Origin of the sequence: Sphingomonas sp. Root720 (genome assembly GCF_001428605.1) — a bacterium.
Lineage (GTDB): Bacteria > Pseudomonadota > Alphaproteobacteria > Sphingomonadales > Sphingomonadaceae > Rhizorhabdus.
The window spans coordinates 31,656-55,111 of sequence record NZ_LMID01000016.1 but is presented as its reverse complement, the minus strand read 5'-3'; the positions used below and the strand labels follow the sequence as shown (position 1 = coordinate 55,111).

The window sequence follows — 23,456 nt, the reverse complement described above, 5'->3', positions numbered from 1 at the left end:
GCCGATAATGTTTCACCCCCGATGTGCTTTTAGGATTCGTAAACCAGCCGGGTTCATGGCATTGCGCAGGTAACGGGCGGAACATCATGAAATATACTGGCGAGATCATCGGGGACGCGACCTCGACGACCTATTCTATTGGTACGTCTCCGAAATATATTGTCGAACTTCCTGGAGGCGGTACCGACAAGGTGATCGCCCAGACCAACTATGTCCTGCCCGACCATGTCGAGAATCTCGAGATCTGGGGCGCCTATGCGGGGGTCGGCAACGCTCTCGCCAATCGTATCCTCGGCAATGGCGAAGCCAACCAGCTCGAGGGGCGCGGCGGCAACGATATGCTGACCGGTGGTGGCGGATCCGACATCTTCATCTTCGGCGCGGGATCGGGGAACGACGTCATCAGCGATTTCAAGGCCGGCTATGACGACGATGCCGACATCGTCCGCCTGGCGGGCCTCGGCCATTTCAAGAGCTTCCAGAATGTCCTCGGCGCGATGACGCAGCAGGGCGCCGACGTCGTCCTGCGCCTTTCCGCCGATGATGCGGTGACGATCAGGAGCGTTTCGATCGACCAGTTCACCGCCGACAATTTCCAGCTCCCGCTCGATGCTTCGCGACTGCAGCTCAGCTTCGCCGACGAGTTCGACAGCCTGAACCTGTGGAGCAACGGCGGCGGCGGGCCCTGGAAGACCTGGTATGGCGGCGGCAACTACAAGAGCGGCCTCGACAACCGCACGCTGCGGGGCAATGGCGAGCTCGAAATCTATGTCGATCCGCAGCTTAAGGGCACCGGCCCGACGCAGCTCGGCCTCGATCCCTTCCACATTTCCAACGGCGTCCTCACCATCACCGCGAGAGACATGCCCGCCGATGCGAAGGGCGCGCTGTGGAACTACGGCTACATGTCTGGCGCGATCACGACGCGCGATGTCTGGTCGCAGACCTACGGCTATTTCGAGGCGCGGCTCGAGCTGCCCGACGAGAAGGGGGCCTGGCCGGCCTTCTGGCTGATGCCGGCCGACGGCTCCTGGCCGCCCGAGATCGACATCATGGAGGCCTATGGGAGCGAGCAGGCCGTCCAGACGCTCCACACCAAGGAAACGGGCGCGCATACCCAGTCCTACACCAAGACCTTCGTCGACGGCGCGACCTCGGGCATGCACAGCTACGGCCTGCTGTGGACCGAGGATTCGCTGACCTGGTATATCGACGGAACCGCCGTGAAGACCGCGCCGACCCCCGACGACATGCACAAGCCCTTCTACATGATCCTCAACCTGGCGGTGACGTCGGGCACCACCGGATCGCTGCTGGCCGACTACAAGATCGACTATGTCCGCGCCTACACGCTCTCCGAGGCGCCCGCCGCGCCGGGGCAGGGCACTGCCGGCGACGACGTGCTGACCGGCGATGCGGGGCACGACCAGATCCAGGGCGGGGCGGGGGCCGACACGCTGTCGGGCGGTGCCGGCAACGACCATCTCTATGGTCAGTCGCCGATCGGCGGCCCGGACGGGGCCGATGTGATCCATGGCGGCGACGGCAGCGACTATGTCCAGGGCAATGCCGGCAACGACACGCTCGACGGCGGCGCCGGATCGGACCGGATCAACGGTGGCGCCGACAACGACAGGATCCAGGGCGGCGACGGCAACGACAGCATCAACGGCAATCTCGGCGACGATCATGTCGAGGGCGGCGAGGGCAACGAACAGCTGCGCGGCGGCCGGGGTAACGACACGCTGGTCGGCGGTGCCGGCAACGATGTCCTGTCAGGGGACCTGGGCGCGGACCTGCTGACCGGCGGGGCCGGCATCGACCGTTTCGTCTTCGCCGGTACCGGCTCCACCCTGGCGGCGCCCGACCGGATCGCCGATTTCCAGGATGGCGTCGATCTGCTCTCGGTCGGCTACATGCCGGGCACCGTCCTGACCGGGGCCGCGCAGTCCAGCCTGTCGGCGGCGGTCGCTGCGGCGCAGCGGTTGTTCGATGCGCATCCGGGCCTGGGCGAGGTGGCGGCGATGGCGGTCGGCGCCGACACCTATATCTTCTATGCGGGCGGCGGCGGCGCGACGGTGGACTCGGCGGTCAATCTCGGCGCGGTCGATCCGGCAGGGATCACCACCGCCGATTTCGTGGTCTGAGCGGGCTGCCCTGATGACGGCGAGAGGCGGTGCCGCCTACTCGACCGTCACCGACTTGGCGAGGTTGCGGGGCTGATCGACGTCGGTCCCCTTCGCCACGGCGACGTGATAGGCGAGTAGCTGGACCGGGATCGCATAGACGATCGGCGCGATCAGCGGGTGGACCTTGGGCATGGTGATCGTCGCCATGCAGCCTTCGCCGGCTGCCTGGATGCCGTCATAGTCGGAGATCAGCACCACCTTGCCGCCGCGCGCCTGCACCTCCTGCATGTTCGACACGGTCTTGTCGAACAGCGGCCCCGACGGCGCGATGACGATCACGGGGACGTTTTCGTCGATCAGGGCGATCGGGCCATGCTTCATCTCGCCGGCGGCATAGCCCTCGGCGTGGATATAGCTGATCTCCTTGAGCTTCAGCGCGCCTTCGAGTGCGAGCGGATAATCGGTGCCCCGCCCCAGATAGAGCACGTCACGGGCCACAGCGATGACCCCGGCCATCGCCTGGATCGCCTCGTCATAGGCCAGCGCGCCATTGATCGCGGCGGGCGCCTCCGACAGGTGGCGGACGAGTTCCTTCTCGGCCCTGTCGTTGAGCCGGCCCTTGGCGCGGGCGAGGTTCGCCGCGAGCGCGGCCAGCACCGCGAGTTGGCAGGTAAAGGCCTTGGTGGAGGCGACGCCGATCTCTGGCCCCGCATGGGTCGGCAGCAGCAGGTCGGCCTCGCGCGCCATGGTCGAGGTCGGGACGTTGACCACCACCGCGATCTTCTGTCCTTCCGCACGGGCGTGGCGCAGCGCCGCCAGCGTGTCGGCGGTCTCGCCCGACTGGCTGATGAACAGGGCGAGGCCGCCCTCTTCCATCACCGGCGCGCGGTATCGGAACTCCGACGCGACGTCGAGGTCGACCGGCACGCGCGCGAACTGCTCGAACCAGTATTTGGCGACCATGCCGGCATAGAAGCTGGTCCCGCAGGCGACGATCGTGACGCGGCGGATCGAGCTCAGGTCGAAATCGGGGATCGGCAGCGACACCTGGCCTTCGAGCCGGCGGACATAGGATTTCAGCGTCTGGGCCACCACGATCGGCTGCTCATAGATCTCCTTGAGCATGAAATGGCGGTGGTTGCCCTTGTCGATCGTCAGGTTCGCCGCGCCCGAATTGACCACGGCGCGCTCGACCGGCTGGTCGTCCTTGTCGTAGATCTGGGTCTTCTCGCGGGTGATGACGACCCAGTCGCCCTCGTCGAGATAGCTGATCTGTTGGGTCAGCGGGGCGAGCGCCAGCGCGTCCGAGCCGAGATAGGTCTCGCCATTGTCGCCATAGCCGACGACCAGCGGCGACCCCAGCCGCGCGCCGATCAGCATGTCGGGGTTCTGGCGGAACAGGATTGCCAGCGCGAAGGCGCCGTGCAGCCGCTTCAGGTTGGTCCGCACCGCCTCGACCGGGTCCATGCCCTTTTCTACGTCGGCGGAGATCAGCTGCGCGACGACTTCGGTATCGGTCTGGCTCTCGAAGGTCCGGCCCTGGGCGATCAGCTCGTCGCGCAGCGGCTTGAAATTCTCGATGATGCCGTTGTGGACCAGCGCCACCTCGCTCGTCGCGTGCGGGTGGGCATTGTCCTGGGTCGGGGCGCCATGGGTCGCCCAGCGGGTGTGGGCGATGCCGATGACGCCGGGCAGCGGATCGGCGGCGAGCTTCTTGGCGAGATTGTCGAGCTTGCCCTCGGCGCGGCGGCGGTCGAGCCGCCCGTCGTGGATCGTGCAGATGCCTGCGGAATCATAGCCGCGATATTCGAGCCGGCGAAGACCCGCGACCAGCCGGTCGGCCACATCCTCGCTACCAACAATGCCGATAATGCCACACATCGACCAACGCCCCACCAGTTCGCAAACCTGCCGCGCTCCTGCTCAAAGCACTATTAATCGCGGCTGACAATCGCAGGATGGGATTGCGTGTGGGAGGCTCCGCTCCCTGTCATCCTGGCGAAACCCAGGATCTCCCTTCTCTTCGCCCTTCGCGCCGAAGTGCAAAAGGCAGGGATACCCCGGCTTTCGCCGGGATGACGGTAATCATCATGGCTGTGCAGCCTATTTGCGCGCCGCCTTCTTCGCCTGCATTCTTTCCCGGAAACGTGCGGCCCAGCCGGCGCGCGCCTCCTGCCTGCCCCGCGCCACGGCCAGCGCGTCGGCCTCGATGTCCTCGGTGACGGTCGATCCCGCGCCGACGATCGCGCCGTCGCCGATCGTCACCGGCGCGACCAGCGCGCTGTTCGATCCGATGAACGCGCCCGCGCCGATGACGGTGCGATATTTGAGGAAGCCGTCATAGTTGCAGGTGATCGTGCCCGCCCCGATGTTCGCCTTCGCCCCCACGTCGGCGTCGCCGATATAGGCGAGGTGGTTGGCCTTGGCGCCCTTGCCGAAGCGGCCGTTCTTGACCTCGACGAAATTGCCGATCTTGGCACCTTCGCCGATGTCGGCGCCGGGCCGTAGCCGCGCATAGGGGCCGATCTCGGCCCCGGTTTGGACCGTCGCGCCCTCGATGTGGCTGAAGCCCCGGATGGTGACCCCGTCGCCGATCCGCACCTTCGGTCCGAAGAAGACGTTGGGTTCGATCACCACGTCGCGGCCGACCAGCGTGTCGTGGCTGAACCACACCGTCTCGGGCGCGATCAGGGTGGCGCCGTCGGCCATGGCGGCCAGGCGGCGGCGCTGCTGCCATCCGGCCTCGACCGCGGCGAGCTCGGCGCGGCTGTTGACCCCGGCGACTTCCCAGGCCTCGGCCTCGATCACCACCGACCGGCCGCCTTCGGCGCGGGCGATCCGGACGATGTCGGGCAGATAATATTCGCCGGCGGCATTGTCGTTGCCGACCTTGGCGAGAAGGCGCCAGAGTTCGCGCCCCTTGACCGCCATCAGGCCGGAATTGCACAGGCCGATGGCGCGCTGCTCGGTTGTCGCGTCCTTATACTCGACCATGTCGTCGATCGTGCCGTCGCCGCGCGCGAGGATGCGGCCATAGGCGAGAGGATCGGCCGGACGGAAGCCGAGGACGACCGCGACGGGCGCATCGCCGCCGTGCAGCCGGTCGAGCATCCGCCGCATCGTCTCGACAGGGACCAGCGGCACGTCGCCGTAGAGGATCAGGATGTCGCCGTCGAAATCCCCGAGCGCGGCCTCGCCCTGCTGGACGGCGTGCGCCGTGCCGAGCTGCGGCTCCTGCGTCGCGACATCGACCCCGAGCGGTGCGACGAAGGCCTCGACCTGCTCGCGTCCCGCACCGGTCACGACCAGCTTTCTCGCGGCGCCCAGCCCGTCGATCGCGGCGATCAGATGGCCGAGCATCGGCCGGCCCGCGATCGGGTGCAGCACCTTGTGGAGGTCGGATTTCATGCGGGTGCCCTTGCCGGCGGCAAGGATCAACGCTGCGAAGGGGCGGCTCGTCATGGTGCGATCATGTGCCACGAAGCGCTTGCCTTTTCCATATGGGCCGGGGAAGGAGCGTCCATGCCAGCCGATTTTCCCTTCGACGTCGTCGCCTTCGATCTCGACGGCACCCTTGCCGACACCGCCCCGGACCTCACCGCCGCGCTCAACCATGCGCTCGGCGAACTGGGGCGGCGGTCGGTGCCGGCCGACGATGTCCGCCACATGGTCGGCCACGGTGCGCGTGCGCTGCTCCAGAAGGGGCTCGCAGCGACCGGCGAGATGACCGAGGACCTGGTCGAGCGGGGCTTCCCGATCTTCATCGACTATTATCTCGCCCATATCGCCGATGGGACGCGGATCTTTCCCGGCCTGAACGCGGCGCTCGACCATCTGGCCGCGCGCGGGGTCAAGCTTGCGGTCTGCACCAACAAGGCCGAACATCTTGCGCGGCGCTGCATCGACGAACTCGGCTGGGCCGACCGGTTCGACGCGCTGGTCGGCGGCGATACGCTGCCCGTCCGCAAGCCCGACCCCGCGCCGCTGTTCGAGGCGATCGCCCGCTGCGGCGGCGGCCGGGCAGCCTATGTCGGCGACTCGATCACCGACACCGATACCGGCCGCAACGCCAACATCCCGACCGTGGCGGTCAGCTTCGGCTTCTCCGACCGTCCGCCCGAACAGCTCGACGCTGCCGCGCTGATCGACCATTTCGACGAGCTGATCCCGACGCTGGAACGGCTCGGGGCGATCGGGCGAAGCTGATCCGGAACGACATGCCTGCTGACGCCGTGAGGCCTCAGCGGTGCCACGCGACGATCGAGATCGGGAAGTGGAAGCGGATGCCGTCCGCCGTGCGCCGCGCCTGGACGCCGATCCGGTCCTTCCCCTCGGCGATGTCGGCGTCGAACATCGCGTCGAGCGCGGCCATGTCGTCGGCATCGGCCAGGGTCGAGAGCAGCGCCTCCAGCCGGTAGCTGTCGACGCTCAGTTCGGTCAGCGCCGCCGCGCGGCCCAGCCCGCGGAGCTGCTCGACCGTCAGCGCGCTGCTGTGCGACGGATCGCGCAGCGTCTCCATCCGGTCATAGGCGGCCTGGCATTCGGGCGCTGGGGTCGCGTCGATCACGACGACCCGGCCGCCGGGCCGGCAGACGCGCCGCATCTCGGCCAGCGCGCGGCCCGGTTCGCGCAGATGGTGGAAGCTGTAGCGGGTGACGACCCGGTCGAAGCTGTCGTCGGCGAAGGGCAGGGCGGTGGCGTCGCCGGTTCGCCAGTCGAGATTGGCGAGGCCCGCCGCGGCCTGGCGTGCGCGGGCCTGCTCGATCATCGCCGGGGTCAGGTCGATGCCGGTGACATGGGCGGCATGGGCGGCGGCGGCGCAGGCGACGATGCCGGGACCGCAGGCGACGTCGAGGACATGATCGGCCGGACCGATCGCCGCCGCGGCCAGGGTGCGGCCCATGCCATCCTCCTCCGCATGGATCGGCAGATCGGCGAAGGGCTGCGCCCAGCGCGTGAACTGGCTGATGATGCGGTCATTGTGGCGGATATCGTCGTTCATGCTGTCCTCCGGGTGGAGCGCCGGTCTAGCCTTCTTGCGAATGGCCGACTAACGTCATCCGGTCATTCATCAGCTTGAATCGGCCAATGCGCACACTCGACCAGCCCGCAACCCGTACCGCGCTCGAGGAATATGGGCTCGCCCGTCCCAGCGGGGCAGCCTTCTCCTTTCGCGATCCCGAGCGCGCGATTTCCTACGACTGGCACGACCATCCCTATCACCAGCTCATCTATGCGGTGGCGGGCACGGTGCAGATCGAGACCGATGCGGCCCGCTATCTGATGCCCACCGGCCGCGCCGCCTGGATCCCGGCGGGCCGGCGGCACCGGACCCTCGTCCACGACGTCGATACCGCCTCGCTCTATTTCGCGCCCGAGGCGGTGGCGGATGCCGGCGATCGGGTCCGCATCCTCGTCGCCAGCCCGGTCATGCGCGAGATGATCCTCCATGCCCTGCGCTGGCCGCAGGCGGTGGCCGATAGCGATCCCGTGGCGCAGAGCTTCTTCCGGACCCTGGCGCTGATGTGCGGCGAATGGCTGGAAAGCGAATTGCCGCTCAGCCTGCCGGGTGCGCGACATCCGGGGATCGTGCGGGCGATGGACCGCGCCGTGGCCGATCCGGCCGCGATCGACCTGCCGGCGGCGGTCGCGGCGGCGGCCATGTCCGAACGCAGCTTCCGCCGCGTCATCCGGCGCGAGACGGGGATGGGATGGCAGGCCTGGGTCACTCAGCTGCGTATCCTGCGGGCGATGGGCATGCTCGCCGATGGCGGCCGCGTCACCGACGTGGCGGCCGAGGTCGGCTATGCCTCGCTCAGCGCCTTCGCCAAGGCCTTCGCACAGCTTGCAGGGGAAAGCCCGACCGATTACCGGGCGCGGGTGTCGAACCAGAGCCGGACCGCGCGCTTGGGCCGCAACGTCAGGCGGCTGACCGGTTCGGGTTTCGGGATATCGGGATAGCGCAGGCGGAAAGCGCGGACGATGCTGGCGAGGATCAGCATGCCTTCCTGCTGGGCGAAGCCCGCGCCGATGCAGATGCGCGGGCCCTTGCCGAACGGCATATAGGCGCGGCGGCAGGCTTCGGCCTCCTCGGGATCGTCGAACCGCTCGGGCGCGAAGGCGTGCGGGCATTTCCAGTTGTTGCGGTTGCGCTGGATCAGCCAGGGCGAGATCACGATCATCGCGCCCTTGTGGAGCAGCTTGTCGCGCATCGTCGTCGGCGCGGTCACCTCGCGCACCAGGAAGCTGACCGGCGGATAGAGGCGCAGCGTCTCGCGGAACAGGTTGCGGACGCCGCCGAGTGCGCGGAGATGCTCGAAGGCGATCGGCGCTCCCCCGGTCTCGCCGTCGATCTCGCCGATCAGCGCGTCCTGCCAATGCGGGCATTCGGCCAGCAGGTAGAGCGCCCAGGTCATAGCCGAAGCGGCGGTCTCATGGCCGGCCAGGAAGATCGTCGACACCTGCTCCATGATGTTGAGATAGGTGAAAGGCTCGCCGCTGACCGGATGGCGCGCCTCGAGCAGCGACTGGAGGATGTCGGCCTGCGCCGCGCCGCTGCCACCGTGCCAGGCGTCGTAGCGCGTCTGGACGATCGGACCGAACACCGCGTGGATCTCGGCCGCGGCCCGCGCCGCGCGGCGGCGATAGCCGAGCAGCGGCAGGCCGTAGAGCTTGAGCATCGCGCCGGGCTGGATGTTCTTCTGGTAGCGGTGGAAGGCGTGGTAGATCTGGTCGGCGCTGGCCTGGTCGAGCTTCACCGAGAAGATGGTGCGATAGATGATGTCCGCCGCGACATGGGTCATCAGCGGATCGACCTCGATCGGTTTCGACCGGTCCATCGCGTCGATCGTCGCCAGCAGGTCGTCGACCGCCCCCTGCATCGCCGGGAAGACGCGCTTGAGGTTGGTATGCGCGAAGGCCGGGTTGACCATTTCGCGCTGTTCTTCCCAGTCCCGGCCGTTGGCCGAGAAGACGCTGTTGCCGATCAGCGGATCGAGCAGCTCGTTAAGGAAGCGGTGCTTGGGGAAGACCTTTTCCCGGTCGTCCATCACCCGGTCGACCACCGACAGGTCGTTGGCGATGAAGAAATCGAGCTTCGGCAGGCGGATCTCGCCCATCTGCATCGTGTAGCTGCGGTCGAACAGCGTGTGGATCCAGCTGTTCCAGCCGGTCAGGAAGCGCTTGAACAGCGATGCCTTGCTCTTGTGCGGGATCGGATAGGGCGGGGTAAAAGATCCCGCGCACTCGGGCGCGTCAGACATCGTTCTCGGCCTTGAACGCCGCGATCGAATCGGTCAGCGGGCGCGGCCCCGAGCTGATCGCGAGATAATCGAGCGGCGAGATGCGGTCGAAGGTCCGCAGATAGTCGAAATGGGTCTCGTATTTGTTGCGGCGGCGCGCCTCATAGGTCGCCGGATCGCAATATCTGAACCAGCGCGGGCTGGTCTGGAACAGCCGGGCGCGGCGGGGCTGGGCGCAGCTGATGCAGGGATCGATTCCGGCGATGCAGGCGCCGTCGGTGATCGACCCGATGTCGAGCCAGCGGAAGTCGCCCTGGCCGACCCGTTCGAGCAGCGCATGGAAGCGGCGGCTGTCCTTGCGGTTGCCGATCAGCGCGATGCACGACCCCAGGGTCACCAGGCTGAACCGGTCGGGCAGGGCGCCGCCATGCTCCTCCAGCAGCTGCGCCATGATCGGCACCGCCAGGATCGACCCGTTGCTGTGGGTGACGAACAATATCTCGTCCCAGTCCTCGTCGAAGCTGGCGCGGATCTGGCCGGCGAACTCGGCCATGCGGTCGTCGACGTCGGCCGGCAGGCGCTCGCTCGCCAGCGTGTCGTTGAAGATGATGAAGCGCAGCAGCCAGAAGCCCTGGATCTTCTTCACCACGAACATCGCGACGGCGATGCCGACCAGCGCCGCCGCAGCCACGCCCCAGGTCGAGCCGAGCAGCAGGATCAGCGGCAGCGCGAGCAGAAGGCCGAACAGGATCGGCAGCAGGATCGTCGAGACGCCGGGGTAATAGAAGGCGAAGCGGACGCCCCAGGGAAAAGTCTTTACGATCGGCCAGTCGAGCAGCCGCGTGAAGTTCCAATAGGCTGCGACCGAGCGACGGAGCAGCGCGAGCGGATTCTTGACCCAATGGCTGCGGACGACATCGTCCCAGCCGAGGAAGACATGGTCCGTGACCGCGCCGTCGTCCCTGTCGCGGCCCCCCTCGTCGCTGCCCCCCTCGTCGCTGCCCTTGTCCTCGATCGTCCATGCGACCGAATGCGGCGGCGCGCGGCGGCGCTTGCCGACGCTGATCGCGCGGTTCGCCGTGCGCCCGAACAGCCCGGCCTGTTCGGCATAGAGCTGGTGGTAGAAGCGGGCGCCCCGGGGATCGAAACCGCTGAGATAGAAGATTTTCCGCTTGAACGCCGGCATCGCCGCTGCTTACTCGACCCATGGCTGACAAGGAACGTCAGTATTGTCTCTTCATGGACGGCTCCAGGCATAATCGCAATGCCGGCTGCCGCGCCCACGACAATGCCTACGGCATATATGGCGGCGGCACCGAGCGCGACCGCCGCGCCGCCGACCTCGCGCTCTACCGCCACATGCGCGCGAACCGCGATCCGCTGGCCTTCCTCGTGCTCTATTTCACCACGGTCTATGGCTGGTTCTTCTTCAACTATCACGGCCGGCCGTGGCGGGGGCAGCTGATCCGGAAGATTTTCCGGCGCTATTGAAGGCGTTGGCCTTCGCCGTTATAACATTTGTATGACCAAGCCGGTAAAACTCGTTGCGATAGGCAATTCGACGGGCGTCGTACTGCCGAAGGACGTGCTCGCGCGGCTTCGGGCCGATCGGGGTGACACACTCTATCTGAGCGAGGCCCCCGATGGGAGCTTCCGCATCACGCCCTATGATCCCGCGTTCGAAGAGCAGATGCGCATGGCCGAAACGATCATGCGCGAAGACAGGGATGTTCTGCGTATCCTGGCGAAATGACCGCGTGGAAATGGGTCGCCATGTCGGTCGTGCATGCGCTGCATGACCGCCAACTGGCGGAGCATGGCGGGCTTGCCGGTGTTCGGGATCAGGGTGCGCTGGAGTCGGCGCTGGCACGACCGCTGAATCTTGCGGCCTATGGCAAACCCGATGCTGCGGCGCTGGCTGCCGCCTATGCCTTCGGCTTCGCTCGAAACCATGGCTTCGCGGACGGCAATAAGCGGAGCGCCTGGATCGTCGCTCGTCTTTTCCTGATGGCCAATGGCATCGAGCTTGTTTTCGACAAGGCGGAAGCCTTGAACATGGTCGTCGATCTGTCCGCCGGCAGGCTGGCCGAGGAACAGGTCGCTTCATGGTTTCGCCAGCGTATCGTCCCGACGTGATCCGCAACCTCGCCGCGTGATCGCGCGTTCTCCCTCAAACCCCTGAAAGGAGAGCATCCATGCGCATTTCCCACGACGCGCTCGTTCTGGTCGCCGACGGCCGCAAATCGCTGTTCCTGCGCAATGAAGGCGACGCCGAGTTCCTCAACCTCGTCGTCGAGGACCAGCGCGCCCAGGCGGGGCTCGAGGATCGCGACCTGAAGACCGATGCTCCGGGCCGGGCGATGAGCCAGGTCGGCGGGCGGCAGGGCACGATGGAGGAACCCGACTATCATCAAATGGAGGAGGACCGCTTCGCCAAGGACACCGCGGAGTTGCTCGCGCGGCGGGTCCGTCAGGACGGGATCGATCAGCTCGTGGTGGTGGCGCCGCCGCGCACGCTGGGCGAACTGCGCCAGCATTATGACAAGGCGGTCGAGGCGAAGATCGTGGCCGAGGTCGACAAGGATCTCGTCAACCACCCGATCGACAAGCTCGAGGAGGTGCTGAAGGGGGTGTGACGATCCTCGTCATCCTCGCGAAAGCGAGGATCTCATTTTTCTTCGTCCCGGCAAGCTAGTGAGATCCCGGCTTTCGCCGGGATGACGTCACTCCTGATCGGAAGCCTCTCCGCCGTCGGCGAGGTCGTCGCCCACCACCGCATCGTCGGCGGGGGCGATCTCGCCGATGCCGTCGCCCAGATCGGCCTCGGCCTCGTCGTCGCTTTCCTCGATCCGCGCGGCACCGACGACATGCTCGTCGTCGGCCACGTTGAACAGGCGGACGCCGGCCGAGTTGCGACCGATCACGCGGGTGTCGCCCACCGACAGGCGGATCAGCTTGGCCTGGTCGGTGACGAGCATCAGCTGCTCGCCATTATGCGCCGGGAAGCTCGCGACGACCGGGCCATTGCGCTCGAGATTGTCGATGCTGGTGATGCCCTGGCCGCCGCGCCCGGTACGTCGATATTCATAGGCCGAGCTGCGCTTGCCATAGCCGTTCGCGCAGACCGTGAGAATGAACTCCTCGGCTTCCTCGAACTGCTTCATCCGCTCCGGCGACAGCGTCGGTTCGGCGTCATTGTCCTTCCAGGGCGCCGCGCGCAGATAGGCGTCGCGTTCCTCGGTGGTGGCGTCGAAGCCGCGCAGGATCGACAGCGAGATCACCTCGTCGCCGTCCTTGAGCAGGATGCCGCGCACGCCGGTCGAGGTGCGGCTCTGGAATTCGCGGACGTCGGTGGCGGAGAAGCGGATCGCCTTGCCGCCGCGGGTCGCCATCATCACGTCGTCGGTCTCGGTGAGCAGCGCGACGCCGATCAGGCGGTCGCCCGCCTTGCCCTTCTGCGCGTCCTCGTCGAAACGCATCGCGAATTTGCCGTTGGTCGGCACATTGGCGAAGGCATCCATGGAATTGCGGCGGATATTGCCGTGCGCGGTCACGAAGACGACGTGCAGCGCGCCCCAGCTTTCCTCGTCCTCGGGAAGCGGCAGGACGGTGGTGATCTTCTCGTCCGGTGCCAGCGGCAGCAGGTTGATCATCGGCCGGCCGCGCGCCTGCGGCGCGCCTTCCGGCAGGCGCCACACCTTCTTGCGGTAGACCTTGCCGTGGTCCGAGAAGAACAGGACCGGGGTGTGGGTGCTCGTCACGAACAGCTCGGTGACGGCATCCTCTTCCTTGGTCGACATGCCCGAGCGGCCCTTGCCGCCGCGCCGCTGCGCGCGGAACGCCTCGAGCGGGGTGCGCTTGATGTAGCCGCCATGGGTCACGGTGACGACCATGTCCTCGCGCTCGATCAGGTCCTCGTCGTCGATCGAGTCGCCGGCGGGGGCGATCTCGGTCTTGCGAGGGGTGGCGAACTCGACGAGGATCGCGTCGAATTCCTCGAGCATCACCTCGTAGAGGCGCGCGCGGTCGCTGAGGATGTGGAGCAGTTCGGCGATCGACGAAGCCAGCGTCGCCAGTTCGTCGCCGATCTCGTCGCGGCCGAGCGCGGTGAGGCGGTGCAGGCGCAGGTCGAGGATGGCGCGGACCTGGATGTCGGTCAGCCGGTAGGTTGGGGAATCGCCGACCGATTCGACCGCCTCGACCAGCTTGATATAGGGCTCGATCTCGGCGCGCGGCCATTCGCGCGAGATCAGCGCGGCGCGCGCCTCGGCGGGGCTCGCCGAACCGCGGATGATCTTCACCACCTCGTCGAGGTTGGTGACCGCGATGACGAGGCCGAGCAGGACGTGGGCGCGGTCGCGCGCCTTCGCCAGCTCGAACTTCGACCGGCGGGTGATCACTTCCTCGCGGAACTTGACGAACGCCTCGATGATGTCGCGCAGCGTCAGCACTTCCGGGCGTCCGCCGCGGATCGCCAGCATGTTCGCCGGGAAGCTGGTCTGCGCCTGGGTGTGGCGCCAGAGCTGGTTGAGCACCACCTCGGGCGTCGCGTCGCGCTTCAGCTCGATGACGATGCGGACGCCGAGACGGCTCGATTCGTCGCGGATGTCGCTGATGCCCTCGATCCGCTTGTCCTTGGCGGCCTCGGCGATGCCTTCGACCAGGCCGGACTTGCCGACCTGATAGGGGATTTCGGTGAGCACGATCGCGCGCTTCTCGCCACGGCCTTCCTCGACCACATGGCGCGAGCGCATGATGATCGAGCCCTTGCCGTTATGATAGGCGTTGCGCGCGCCGCCCTTGCCCAGGATCAGGCCGCCGGTCGGGAAGTCCGGACCGGGGATGATCTCGTGCAGCTCGTCGATGCTGATCGCGCCGTTGGCGATGTACGCCTTGCACGCGGCGATGACCTCACCGAGATTGTGCGGCGGGATGTTGGTCGCCATGCCGACGGCGATGCCGCCTGCGCCGTTGACCAGCAGGTTGGGAAAGCGCGCCGGCAGGACCAGCGGTTCGGTGAGCGAACCGTCATAGTTGGGACCGAAGTCGACCGTATCTTTGTCGATGTCCGCCAGCAGCGCCATGGCAGGCTTGCTGAGCCTGGCCTCGGTGTAGCGCATCGACGCTGGCAGATCGGGATCCATCGATCCGAAATTGCCCTGGCCGTCGATGAGCATGACACGCATCGCCCAGTCCTGCGCCATGCGGGCGAGGGCCATGTAGATCGAGCTGTCCCCATGCGGGTGATAGTTGCCCATCACGTCGCCGACGATCTTGGCCGATTTGCGATAGGGCCGCCCCGGAACGAACCCGCCTTCCTGGCACGCATAGAGAATGCGGCGATGGACCGGCTTCAGTCCGTCGCGGACGTCGGGAAGTGCCCGCGCAACGATCACCGACATGGCGTAGTCGAGATAGCTCGACTTCATCTCGTCGACGATCGAGATCGGGGAAATGTCGCTGTTTTCGATGGGCGGCGGTACGCTGGCCAAAGTCTGTCGGTCCGTGTTCGTTGAAGCGCTCGTATGACCCCCGGGAAGGGGGCCCAGATGCTCCTAACGAAGGACTGTCACGAAGGCTAGAGCCGATACTGCCGATAGAGCGGTAGCGTTACGATCGCGCGACGGCCGGCCGCGCGATATTCGTCATCCCCAGTTGTTCACCGCCAGGACGATGAGGAAGGCGATGATGACGAGCGCGAGTCCCCAGCCGAGGATATAGCGCGTCATGTGCGGCGTCGCGCCGGCGCGGGCTTCGTCGGTCGTGACTTCGACGCCGTTGCCCTTGTCCCGGTCGGTAGGGTGCGGCTGGCTGTCCATGATCCTGTCTCCCGTCGATCTGATGCACCAACGGGCCGAAGCGCGCGAGGTTCCTGTGCGTTCAGCGCGGCTTGACGAAGCGCCAGATCGAATCGTCCGATCCGTCGGCCGCGAAGGCGTAGCCGTCGCTGTCGAAACCTTTCAGTCCTTCCGGGTCGGTGATCCGATGCTCGCTCATCCAGCGCGCCATCATCCCCCGCGCCCGCTTCGCGCCGAAGCTGTTGAACACCAGGCCCTGCGGCGTCAGTTCGCGGAAATCCATGGTGATGATGCGGATGCCGCTCGGCGGGGCCTGTTCGACGGCGTGCCAATATTCCTTGCTGGCGCAATTGATGACGACGTCCGATCCTTCGGCCAGCAGGTCCGCCGCCAGCGCGTCGGATATCTTGCTGCCCCACAGCTGATAGAGGTTCTTCTTGCGACCCGGCGCCCAGCGCGTTCCCATTTCCAGGCGGTAGGGCCGGATCAGGTCGAGCGGTCGGAGAAGGCCGTAAAGGCCGGACAGGATGCGGACATGGTCCTGCGCGAAACCGATCGCGGGCTCGTCGAGGGTTCTCGCCTCGAAGCCGACATAGACGTCGCCGGCGAAGGCGTAGAGCGCGGGCCGCTCCTCCTGGTCCGCAAAGCCGGCATAGCGGTCGGCGTTGAGCTTCGCGAGCTTGTCCGAGATGCTCATCAGCCCGGCCAGCTTCTTCGGCCCCAGTTTCGCGGCCGCCTGCGCGGTCGCCAGCGCCTCCTCGGCGAAGCGCGGCGCGGTCGCCTCGACCGCCGGCAGCGGGCTTGCATAATCGAGCGATTTGGCGGGCGAGAGCAGGAGTAGCATCGGCTTGCCCTAGCCATCTGCGTGCACCCGATCAACCGGTCCGGTTCAATCGCCATTCAGCGAATGGTGCCTAGAGAGCGACGAGTGAAGCCGGATCGTTTCGCCCGTGCTTGTGCGGGGACGAGGGAGCGATTAGTCAACCGGCGTGTTTTACCGGCGGCCGCTCCCCTTCGGCCGTCGTCTAGGAGGCCTGAAGCATGAAATTCACGTCCCGTTTTGCGCTGGTCGCGGCGCTAGGCGTTGCCGTCGCCGCGGTGGCACCGTCCAGCCCCGTCCTCGCCGCCAAGAAGAAGGATGAGGCGGCTACGCCGCAGCTGAAGATAGGCCAGGAAATCCGCAAGCCGCTCGGCGAGGCGGATGCCGCGATCAAGGCCAAGAACATCCCCGCCGCCGACGCGGCCCTGGCGCAGGCCAAGCAGCTCGCCAAGACCCCCGACGAGCAGTTCGCCGTCGCGCAATATGGCCTCAACGCGGCGCAGGCGAGCGGCGACCAGGCTAAGCTGTCGGCGGCGCTCGACGAGTTGATCGCCACCGGCGAGGCCGCCAACCAGCTCACCGACGAGCAGCGGTCCAAATATTACTGGTTCCAGGGCCAGTTCGCCTATCAGGCGAAGAACTATACCAAGGCCGAAGCCTCGCTCTCGCGCGCCATCGCCGCAGGCAGCACCGAGGCGGATGCCTATGCGATCCTCGCCGACGCCCAGTCGCGCAACGGCAAGACCACCGAGGCGCTGGCGACCCTTCAGAAGGTGATCGACGCCAAGGCCGCCGCCGGCCAGGCCGCGCCGAGCGAATGGTATGGCCGTGGCGCCGACATGGCCTCGCGCGGCAAACTGCCGAACGAGTTCGTGAAGATCACCACCGCCTGGCTGACCGCCTATCCGGTCAAGCAGAACTGGCATGATTCGCTGTTCATCTATCGCCAGATGGCCGGCCTGTCGGGCGATGTCGATCTCGACCTGCTGCGCCTGTCGCGCGCGGCCGGGGTACTGCCGCTGTCGGCCCAGTCGAACTATATCGACTATGCGCTGGCGGTTTACCTGCGTTTCCCGAACGAGGCCGTCGACGTCCTCAAGGAAGGCATAGCAGCGGGCAAGCTGAACGCCTCGACCAGCCAGAACACCCGCGAGATCATCGCGCTGTCGCAGCCCAAGCTCGGGGCCGACAAGGCGTCGATCCCGGCGGCCGTCACGGCGGCCAACGGCGCCAAGTCGACGTTCAAGTCGGTCATGACCACGGCCGACCTGGTCTATGGCTACAAGGACTATGCGAAGGCGGCCGAGCTCTACAAAGTCGCGCTGACCAAGCCCGGCGCTGACGCGGGCCAGGCCAATTTCCGCCTCGGCCTCGCCCTCGCCCAGGCCGGCGACAAGGCCGGTGCCAAGGCGGCGTTCGACGCGGTCACCACCGGCACCTACGCCACGCTCGCCAGCTATGGGAAGGTCTGGGCCCAGAACCCGCCGACCTCGTAAGGCATCTTCGAAGAAAGGGCCCGTGCGCCAGCGGCGCCGGGCCCTTTTCTGTATCGGAGCGGCCCGGCAACGGGTGTCAGATGCCGTCCACCGGGATGCCGGGGATATCCTTGGACGTCCTGATCGTCAGCGAGGTTTTCACGCTGGCGACATTCGGGGCGGTCGTGAGCTGCGATGTCAGAAACTGCTGGAAGGCCTGTAGATCGTGCGCGACGATCTTCAGGATGAAGTCGATCTCGCCGTTGAGCATATGGCATTCGCGGACCTCGGCCAGCGCGGCGACATGCCCCTCGAACTGCCGGAGATCCTCCTCGGCCTGGCTGCGCAGCGACACCAGCGCGAACACGGTGATGCCGTAGCCAAGGGCAGCGGCATTGAGGCGGGCATGATAGCTTTCGATCACCCCGGCCTCTTCCAGCGCGCGGACACGGCGGAGGCAGGGTGGAGCGGTGAGGCCGGCCTTCTTCGCCAGATCGACGTTGGTCATCCGCCCGTCCTCCTGCAGCTCGTGCAGGATGGTGCGATCGATTTGATCAAGCGACGGGGCGGACATGGAGCAACCTTTCAAAAACTGCGGTCATCCGTAGAATAAAGTTTCCGGATAGTGCAATTAAAATAGCACGCGCCACTCCGTCTCAAACGCTCTTTCCGGTGGCGCCGATGCAATCTAATATCCAGCGCCGGGGGAACGGTGGCTCAAACCCGTTCAACACCGAGTTGGAGGCGGGCCTTTGCGTTTCGATGACATGCTGGCCACGTTGCTTGCGCAACCGGCGCCGACGCCTGAAGCCAGGGCGATCCTCTGGCGGCAGGTGGTCGACGTGCTGGCGCAGGGGCGCGGGCATCGCGTCGACGATCCGCTGGTCGATGCGCCACGCGCCGTCGACGCCTATAATTTCCTGCGCTCGGTGCGACCTGAGATTCCGGTCGACCTGCGGCTGGCGGCCGGACGCGGCCTGGCAGGACGCCGGGTGCCGCCCGAGCTCGTCCTGCTCTTCGCCGAGGACCTGCCGCACATCGCCGCGCCGATGCTCGGGCATGTCATCCTGCGCGCCAGGCAGTGGCTCGATCTCCTGCCCCGGCTCACGCCTAGCGCGCGCAACCTGCTGCGCAACCGGCGCGATCTCGGACGCGACGTCGAGCAGGCCCTCGAAGGTTTCGGCAGCAGCGATTTCCTGATCCCCGGCCCGGTGGCGAAACCCGAGGCCAGCCTTGCGCCGCTCGCCGCGCCGATCGAGGAACTGGTCGCCGAGGCCCAGGAAGTCGAGCCCGAGCCACCGGCCGCCGCCATCGTCCCGGACGAGACCGCACCCGCGCCCGCGCCCGACCTGGTGGAATCGGGGGACGAGCCGCGTCTCGCCGGCGCCGCCGAATGGCTCGCCGAATCGGTCGAGCCGCTGCCGCTGTCGGGCGAGAGCCAGATCCGCGAACTTCTGTCCCGTATCGAGACGTTTCGCAGCCGCTATCCCCAGGCGGGGCCTGCGGCGGACGGCGACGGGGTGGCCGAGTCCGCGCACGACGGCGACGGCATGGCGGGCAGGGTCGATAATTTCCGCTTCGAGACCGGGGTCGACGGCGTGATCTGCTGGGTGCAGGGCGTGCCGCGCGGGCCGGTGATCGGCGAGACCATCGCCGTCGCGGCCCACCAGACCGACCACGGCGTCGATGGCCACGCCGCCGGTGCCTATCGCAGCCGCACCCCGTTCCGCGACGCACGGCTGACGATCGCCGGGCAAGGGGCCGCTTCAGGCGACTGGCGGATTTCGGCGGTGCCCTTCTTCGATCCCAAGGACGGCCGGTTCAGTGGCTATCGCGGCACCGCGCGGCGCCCGCGCGCCGACGAGAGCGCGGCCGTGATGGCGGGCGGCGCGGGCCGTCCGGCCGAACCGGGGCTCAACGACTCGCTGCGCCACCTCGTCCACGAATTGCGGACCCCGCTCAATGCGATCATCGGGTTTTCCGAGATGATCGACGGGCAGATGCGCGGGCCCGCCGCCGCATCCTATCGCGGTCGCGCCCAGGAGATACTCGAGCAGAGCAGGAAGCTGCTCAGCGCGGTCGAGGATCTCGACATGGTCGCCGCGGCGCGCACGGCGGACCAGCCGGCGCATGGTTCGTCGGCGGTCGACGCCGGTGCGATCCTGACCCGGCTCCATGCCAATTTCGAGACGGTCGCCAAGGACCGGGCGAGCGGCCTCGCCTTCCGAATCGATTCCACCCTCCCGCCGATCGCGGTCGACGCGCCCACCGTCGAGCGGATGTTGTCGCGCTTGCTGGCCGCGACGATCGCCATGGCGGGCGAGGGCGAACGGATCAGCGTCGACCTGCAGCGCGACCCGCGCCGGTCGAGCCACATGCTGCTGACGATCCTGCGCCCGCGCTCGCTCGAAGGGCGCGACGAGAAGATGCTGCTCGATCCCGGCTATAATCCGGGCGGCAACTGGCCCGATGCGCCCGTGCTCGGGCTGGGTTTCGCGCTCCGCCTCGTCCGCAACCTCGCGATCGCCAGCGGCGGCATGCTCGAGATCGACACCACCCGCTTCTATCTGAGCCTGCCGCTGGGCGACCAGCGCGCCGAACAGGACGCGGTCTAGCTTGCCGCGCGGAAAAGGCTCGGCTATCGCCTCCCCGGCGCTGGTTGGGGCCTGTAGCTCAACGGTTAGAGCTGGCCGCTCATAACGGCTAGGTTGCGGGTTCGAGTCCTGCCGGGCCCACCAGCGCTTTTATTCCCGACATTGCTTCAGTCGTCATAACGAGCTAGAATCCCCATATTCGGGGATGTTCTGGTTCCATATCTTCTCACTAGACATCATGGCAGCGCAGCCGACATGGGGGCACCGGTGGGGCATCGAATGGGAGAGATGGGGGCATCGTGCCGCTGACTGATACCGAGGTACGAAATGCCGAGAAACGCGGCAAGGATTACAAGCTGGCTGATTCGGCTGGGCTGTATCTGTTCGTCACCGGAAAGGGCGCGAAGTCGTGGCGCTTCAAGTATCGCTTCGCCGGCAAGGAGAAGCGGCTGACCTTCGGCCTGTATCCCGAGGTCAAGCTGAAGGAAGCGCGCGATCGGCGCGACGAGGCACGGGCAATCCTGCGCTCCGGCTTCGATCCAGCGGTTGAGATCGAGCGGCGCAAACAGGACGCAATCGCCGCCGCCGGGACGACGTTCAAGCTCGTGGCAGAAGACTGGATTAAGGACGAGAGCCCCCGCTGGTCGGAGGCTCATGCGAAACGCGTCCGCTTCCGGCTTGAGAATGACATCTATCCCGGCATTGGCGCGTTGCCGATATCCGAGATCACCGGCCGGGCAGTCCTGAACGAACTGCGCAAGATCGAGAAGCGAGGCTCGATCGAAACGGCCAAGCGCGTGCGCGGCTATGTGCTGGCGATCTTCAAGCGCGCGAAAGGCGAGCACCTGATCAAGCGGGAGGCTGTCACCGAGATCGAGGACATCGGTGCCGCGCTCAAGCCGACGCCCCCTGGATCGAAGCAGCCGGCGCTAGTGAAAGTGCCCGAGCTGATCGACCTGCAGCGCGACGTCGACCGCTCCACCTCCGATGCCCAGACCAAGCTATGCTCGCGCCTAATAGCCCTGACGGTCGTTCGCATCGGCGTTCTGCGCACCGCCACTTGGGGCGAGTTCAGCGGCATCGACTGGGAGGACCCAGATGCCCCCACGCCGGGGGCACTGTGGGAAATCCCGGCGGCGCGCATGAAACTTGAGGTCGAGGACAAGGGCAATGCGGCCTTCGGACATGACGTCCCGCTGTCGCACCAGGCCGTGCAATGCCTTCGTGCACTGCGCGTGATCAATGGCCGGTGGGATCTGCTATTCCCCGGCGCCTTGAACCGCCGCGAGCCGATGAGCGATTCCGCCGTCTCGACGATGTATAAGCGGATCCGGGCCGGCTACTACAAAGGTCGGATGGTTCCGCACGGCTGGCGATCGGCCTTTTCAACCATCATGAATGAGCGCGCGGCCGAGCGTGAGCGCGATGGTGATCGGATGATCATCGACATGATGCTTGCGCATGTGCCTGAAGGCATGTCGGCTTCCGAGTGGGCCTATAACCGGGCGCGCTATCAGAAGCCGAGGCGCGAACTGGGGCGGGCGTGGGCGGATCTGATCACGGAGGGGTGGCAGGATCCGTTCGAACTGATCGGATAAACGACGGGGCGGATGTTGGTATGGCCGCCGCTGCAATGGCCACGTGAAGCGACGTCACTCCTGCCGCATGATTTCGCGGCCGTCGGGCCAAGCGGAGGAAAGCGGGACTTTTGATGGTCCGCGGGCTCTTGAGTTTGTCGTTTATCCGTCAGTTTGCAATTCGCTCTGCGATCATCTTCCATTCATGTCGTGTTAGACATGCCCATCGTCCACTCGTCAAATGCGCCATTTCGGATATTTCTAGCAGACGAACCAAGGTTGACGGAGACTTCGCATGCTGCTTTTGATCGCTTGCCTGGGGAATCGAGAGTGCAGCAAATGAACTGGCAAGCAGAGTCGCTGCACTGCGTAGCCTTTCATACACCCGATGTTTCAGGCCTTCCTGCGCCGGATCTCTTTTCGAAAATATTCGGGTCATACCCACTTAATTTCAATTCCAACCCGGCTGGCGCGCCTCCTATGAGCGTAGCGGCCGGCGCGTGGCAGAATTTTAGCGCCGCGCTTCAGGTTCAGCCTGGGCGGATCGAAATCATCCTTTCGGCGCCGTCGTCAACCGACGATCTGCCCGATCCTATTACGGATATTCCACAAGCCTTGTCCGCGATACGCGAGGTTGCCGTGGCCCTTGTGGCCCTCGTTAGCCCTGTCCGACTCGCACTGGTGGCGAACATGTTCAAGCGACATTCGTCGCCCGAGGACGCCGTCGCCGGATACCGCTCAAATACCGGAGTGCCCGTCCCTTCAAGTGCTATTGATCTGACATTCGGCATAAACGTCCGCAAGGCCGGCGAAAAATCCGGGGTTTCGATCAATCGCATCGCGCGCTGGGGAACTGGTGTTCAGCAGATCATGATGTTGATGGTAGGCCATGCCGCACCGACCATGGGTCGCAGAGTCATTCCTGTTGAAACGCTCATGCTCGATATAAACTCGGTTCAGCAATCCAACGTAATCGGTACGGATATATGCGTAGCGTTGCTGGACGACCTTGTGAACGAGACCAAAAACCTTATTTCTGGTGGCTATGATTATCTCGTCGGATGAAACGCGCGTGCGGCCCCCGATCGCGATTCTGCAATCGGAGAACCTAACGTCAGTCTACGACCAAGCCGATGAGGGCATTGCGTCGATTGACGACCTTTGCGAGATGACCTTCTGGTCGGCCGCCGTGCAGCGCAATAGCATGGCAGCGCCAATTGGCGCCGAGGATTACGATCTTTGGTCTAGGTCGCTTTCCTATACGACCTGCCTTGCACTGCCTTACGAAGACTTAACCGATTCTCACTTAAGCTGGCTGGGTGAAAAGCTCTTCCAGCGGTCGAGGTATATCCGGACCCTTAGTCTCCCGGCGGATCTGTTCCGAACCGAGCGTTTGGGTGTTAGTATCTCCGATTGCGGGTGGGACGCGTTGAACCGCTCTATCGACCGCTGGGCCGTTTTGCCGGACGATTGGGACGGCGAGGATGGAAGCGCCCCGCCCGAAGTTGCGGTGAGCGCTGCGCGAGAGTTTATCAAGAGGATCCGTGGCGGGCCTATTCCTGCGCCGAAGGGCTACGTCGCAGGTGACGGAGAGATTGGCTTCCGTTGGACCGATGGGAGGCTTTTGGCCTCTGCAGCTTTCCCCGCTGACGGGCACATAGTGATCTTTTGCAGTGCGGTAGGGTCTTTCCCAACTGTCAGGATTGACGCGCCTTTCGATCTCGAAATGGATCTATCGCCGTTACTGCTGAGTCTCATGCTGTTCGATGTCTGATGGCGAGACGTGGGCCGAGCGCCCTGACGGAATAAGCTGTTGCGGGGG

Annotated in this window: 21 protein-coding genes and 1 tRNA gene; 13 read left to right on the top strand and 9 right to left on the bottom strand. The window is 65.9% G+C overall.

The window, feature by feature from the left end:
• Nucleotides 1-86: 86 nt before the first annotated feature.
• A complete protein-coding gene (locus tag ASE22_RS25005) occupies nucleotides 87-2,147 on the top strand; it encodes a family 16 glycosylhydrolase (protein ID WP_056366416.1) in 2,061 nt (686 codons plus the stop codon).
• A gap of 36 nt (nucleotides 2,148-2,183) precedes the next feature.
• Here the strand turns inward: ASE22_RS25005 and glmS are convergent, their stop codons facing one another.
• Nucleotides 2,184-4,010: a glutamine--fructose-6-phosphate transaminase (isomerizing) gene (gene glmS, locus ASE22_RS25000; RefSeq protein ID WP_056366413.1), complete on the bottom strand. Its 1,827-nt coding sequence runs from the start codon at nucleotides 4,008-4,010 to the stop codon at nucleotides 2,184-2,186.
• A 222-nt stretch (nucleotides 4,011-4,232) separates the two neighbouring features.
• A complete protein-coding gene (glmU, locus tag ASE22_RS24995; protein WP_056366411.1) occupies nucleotides 4,233-5,591 on the bottom strand; it encodes a bifunctional UDP-N-acetylglucosamine diphosphorylase/glucosamine-1-phosphate N-acetyltransferase GlmU in 1,359 nt (452 codons plus the stop codon).
• A gap of 60 nt (nucleotides 5,592-5,651) precedes the next feature.
• On the opposite strand from glmU, the gene ASE22_RS24990 reads away from it, so the two are divergent.
• The gene (locus ASE22_RS24990; protein ID WP_082545851.1) at nucleotides 5,652-6,335 is read left to right on the top strand and encodes an HAD family hydrolase; all 684 of its coding nucleotides are present in this window, start codon (nucleotides 5,652-5,654) and stop codon (nucleotides 6,333-6,335) included.
• A gap of 34 nt (nucleotides 6,336-6,369) precedes the next feature.
• Here ASE22_RS24990 and ASE22_RS24985 read toward each other — a convergent pair whose 3' ends face one another.
• Nucleotides 6,370-7,131 (bottom strand): class I SAM-dependent methyltransferase, encoded by a 762-nt coding sequence (locus tag ASE22_RS24985; RefSeq protein WP_056366405.1) that lies wholly within the window; start codon nucleotides 7,129-7,131, stop codon nucleotides 6,370-6,372.
• Between the two features lie 86 nt (nucleotides 7,132-7,217).
• Here ASE22_RS24985 and ASE22_RS26440 point away from each other — a divergent pair, with 86 nt between their 5' ends.
• Nucleotides 7,218-8,090 (top strand): AraC family transcriptional regulator, encoded by an 873-nt coding sequence (locus ASE22_RS26440; RefSeq protein ID WP_082545852.1) that lies wholly within the window; start codon nucleotides 7,218-7,220, stop codon nucleotides 8,088-8,090.
• Here the strand turns inward: ASE22_RS26440 and ASE22_RS24975 are convergent.
• Together ASE22_RS24975 and ASE22_RS24970 are read right to left on the bottom strand one after the other, a co-directional pair.
• Nucleotides 7,997-9,391 carry a cytochrome P450 gene (locus ASE22_RS24975; RefSeq protein ID WP_056366397.1) on the bottom strand — a complete coding sequence of 465 codons (1,395 nt, stop codon included), beginning with the start codon at nucleotides 9,389-9,391 and terminating at the stop codon, nucleotides 7,997-7,999. The genes ASE22_RS26440 and ASE22_RS24975 overlap by 94 nt on opposite strands.
• A complete protein-coding gene (locus tag ASE22_RS24970) occupies nucleotides 9,384-10,556 on the bottom strand; it encodes a hypothetical protein (RefSeq protein ID WP_056366393.1) in 1,173 nt (390 codons plus the stop codon). The genes ASE22_RS24975 and ASE22_RS24970 overlap by 8 nt, the downstream gene beginning before the upstream one ends.
• Before the next feature lie 20 nt (nucleotides 10,557-10,576).
• Here ASE22_RS24970 and ASE22_RS24965 point away from each other — a divergent pair, with 20 nt between their 5' ends.
• The 4 genes from ASE22_RS24965 to ASE22_RS24950 are packed head-to-tail and all read left to right on the top strand — an operon-like array spanning nucleotide 10,577 to nucleotide 12,006.
• Complete coding sequence (locus tag ASE22_RS24965) at nucleotides 10,577-10,861, top strand: hypothetical protein (RefSeq protein ID WP_056366390.1); 285 nt, start codon at nucleotides 10,577-10,579, stop codon at nucleotides 10,859-10,861.
• A 31-nt stretch (nucleotides 10,862-10,892) separates the two neighbouring features.
• Nucleotides 10,893-11,123 carry an AbrB/MazE/SpoVT family DNA-binding domain-containing protein gene (locus ASE22_RS24960; RefSeq protein WP_056366387.1) on the top strand — a complete coding sequence of 77 codons (231 nt, stop codon included), beginning with the start codon at nucleotides 10,893-10,895 and terminating at the stop codon, nucleotides 11,121-11,123.
• A gap of 20 nt (nucleotides 11,124-11,143) precedes the next feature.
• Nucleotides 11,144-11,506, top strand: coding sequence for a type II toxin-antitoxin system death-on-curing family toxin (locus tag ASE22_RS24955; protein ID WP_235536039.1), 363 nt, complete (start codon nucleotides 11,144-11,146; stop codon nucleotides 11,504-11,506).
• A 59-nt stretch (nucleotides 11,507-11,565) separates the two neighbouring features.
• Complete coding sequence (locus tag ASE22_RS24950) at nucleotides 11,566-12,006, top strand: host attachment family protein (protein ID WP_056366381.1); 441 nt, start codon at nucleotides 11,566-11,568, stop codon at nucleotides 12,004-12,006.
• An 87-nt stretch (nucleotides 12,007-12,093) separates the two neighbouring features.
• Here the strand turns inward: ASE22_RS24950 and gyrA are convergent, their stop codons facing one another.
• The 3 genes from gyrA to yaaA form a co-directional block, all read right to left on the bottom strand.
• Entirely contained in the window at nucleotides 12,094-14,862 is a 2,769-nt protein-coding gene (gene gyrA / locus ASE22_RS24945; RefSeq protein WP_056366378.1) for a DNA gyrase subunit A, read from the bottom strand.
• A gap of 153 nt (nucleotides 14,863-15,015) precedes the next feature.
• Nucleotides 15,016-15,189: a hypothetical protein gene (locus tag ASE22_RS27395; RefSeq protein ID WP_200933296.1), complete on the bottom strand. Its 174-nt coding sequence runs from the start codon at nucleotides 15,187-15,189 to the stop codon at nucleotides 15,016-15,018.
• A gap of 61 nt (nucleotides 15,190-15,250) precedes the next feature.
• The gene (gene yaaA, locus ASE22_RS24940; RefSeq protein WP_056366375.1) at nucleotides 15,251-16,012 is read right to left on the bottom strand and encodes a peroxide stress protein YaaA; all 762 of its coding nucleotides are present in this window, start codon (nucleotides 16,010-16,012) and stop codon (nucleotides 15,251-15,253) included.
• A 197-nt stretch (nucleotides 16,013-16,209) separates the two neighbouring features.
• On the opposite strand from yaaA, the gene ASE22_RS24935 reads away from it, so the two are divergent.
• Complete coding sequence (locus tag ASE22_RS24935; protein ID WP_056366372.1) at nucleotides 16,210-17,484, top strand: hypothetical protein; 1,275 nt, start codon at nucleotides 16,210-16,212, stop codon at nucleotides 17,482-17,484.
• A 76-nt stretch (nucleotides 17,485-17,560) separates the two neighbouring features.
• Here the strand turns inward: ASE22_RS24935 and ASE22_RS24930 are convergent, their stop codons facing one another.
• The gene (locus tag ASE22_RS24930; protein ID WP_056366368.1) at nucleotides 17,561-18,037 is read right to left on the bottom strand and encodes an Lrp/AsnC family transcriptional regulator; all 477 of its coding nucleotides are present in this window, start codon (nucleotides 18,035-18,037) and stop codon (nucleotides 17,561-17,563) included.
• 178 nt (nucleotides 18,038-18,215) lie between these two features.
• On the opposite strand from ASE22_RS24930, the gene ASE22_RS24925 reads away from it, so the two are divergent.
• From ASE22_RS24925 to ASE22_RS24905, 5 genes are all read left to right on the top strand, one after another.
• Nucleotides 18,216-20,078, top strand: coding sequence for a sensor histidine kinase (locus ASE22_RS24925; protein WP_056366365.1), 1,863 nt, complete (start codon nucleotides 18,216-18,218; stop codon nucleotides 20,076-20,078).
• A gap of 47 nt (nucleotides 20,079-20,125) precedes the next feature.
• Nucleotides 20,126-20,201, top strand: a tRNA-Ile gene (locus tag ASE22_RS24920).
• A 155-nt stretch (nucleotides 20,202-20,356) separates the two neighbouring features.
• Nucleotides 20,357-21,655, top strand: coding sequence for a tyrosine-type recombinase/integrase (locus tag ASE22_RS24915; RefSeq protein WP_056366362.1), 1,299 nt, complete (start codon nucleotides 20,357-20,359; stop codon nucleotides 21,653-21,655).
• 318 nt (nucleotides 21,656-21,973) lie between these two features.
• On the top strand, nucleotides 21,974-22,699 hold the full coding sequence (locus ASE22_RS24910) for a hypothetical protein (protein WP_156397560.1): 726 nt from the start codon (nucleotides 21,974-21,976) through the stop codon (nucleotides 22,697-22,699).
• A complete protein-coding gene (locus tag ASE22_RS24905; RefSeq protein WP_156397562.1) occupies nucleotides 22,674-23,408 on the top strand; it encodes a hypothetical protein in 735 nt (244 codons plus the stop codon). Before ASE22_RS24910 ends, ASE22_RS24905 begins: the two co-directional genes overlap by 26 nt.
• The last annotated feature ends 48 nt before the right edge of the window (nucleotides 23,409-23,456 follow it).

Excerpts from the sequence above, each read along its gene's own strand:
- ASE22_RS24965 (WP_056366390.1), top strand. The coding sequence starts at position 10,577 with ATGGCTGACAAGGAACGTCAGTATTGTCTCTTCATGGACGGCTCCAGG.
- ASE22_RS24985 (WP_056366405.1), bottom strand. The coding sequence starts at position 7,131 with ATGAACGACGATATCCGCCACAATGACCGCATCATCAGCCAGTTCACG.
- ASE22_RS24935 (WP_056366372.1), top strand. The coding sequence starts at position 16,210 with ATGAAATTCACGTCCCGTTTTGCGCTGGTCGCGGCGCTAGGCGTTGCC.
- ASE22_RS27395 (WP_200933296.1), bottom strand. The coding sequence starts at position 15,189 with ATGGACAGCCAGCCGCACCCTACCGACCGGGACAAGGGCAACGGCGTC.
- ASE22_RS24990 (WP_082545851.1), top strand. The coding sequence starts at position 5,652 with ATGCCAGCCGATTTTCCCTTCGACGTCGTCGCCTTCGATCTCGACGGC.
- ASE22_RS24910 (WP_156397560.1), top strand. The coding sequence starts at position 21,974 with ATGAACTGGCAAGCAGAGTCGCTGCACTGCGTAGCCTTTCATACACCC.
- ASE22_RS24960 (WP_056366387.1), top strand. The coding sequence starts at position 10,893 with ATGACCAAGCCGGTAAAACTCGTTGCGATAGGCAATTCGACGGGCGTC.
- ASE22_RS24930 (WP_056366368.1), bottom strand. The coding sequence starts at position 18,037 with ATGTCCGCCCCGTCGCTTGATCAAATCGATCGCACCATCCTGCACGAG.
- ASE22_RS25005 (WP_056366416.1), top strand. The coding sequence starts at position 87 with ATGAAATATACTGGCGAGATCATCGGGGACGCGACCTCGACGACCTAT.
- ASE22_RS24955 (WP_235536039.1), top strand. The coding sequence starts at position 11,144 with ATGTCGGTCGTGCATGCGCTGCATGACCGCCAACTGGCGGAGCATGGC.
- glmS (WP_056366413.1), bottom strand. The coding sequence starts at position 4,010 with ATGTGTGGCATTATCGGCATTGTTGGTAGCGAGGATGTGGCCGACCGG.
- ASE22_RS26440 (WP_082545852.1), top strand. The coding sequence starts at position 7,218 with ATGCGCACACTCGACCAGCCCGCAACCCGTACCGCGCTCGAGGAATAT.
- ASE22_RS24970 (WP_056366393.1), bottom strand. The coding sequence starts at position 10,556 with ATGCCGGCGTTCAAGCGGAAAATCTTCTATCTCAGCGGTTTCGATCCC.
- yaaA (WP_056366375.1), bottom strand. The coding sequence starts at position 16,012 with ATGCTACTCCTGCTCTCGCCCGCCAAATCGCTCGATTATGCAAGCCCG.
- glmU (WP_056366411.1), bottom strand. The coding sequence starts at position 5,591 with ATGACGAGCCGCCCCTTCGCAGCGTTGATCCTTGCCGCCGGCAAGGGC.
- ASE22_RS24950 (WP_056366381.1), top strand. The coding sequence starts at position 11,566 with ATGCGCATTTCCCACGACGCGCTCGTTCTGGTCGCCGACGGCCGCAAA.
- ASE22_RS24975 (WP_056366397.1), bottom strand. The coding sequence starts at position 9,391 with ATGTCTGACGCGCCCGAGTGCGCGGGATCTTTTACCCCGCCCTATCCG.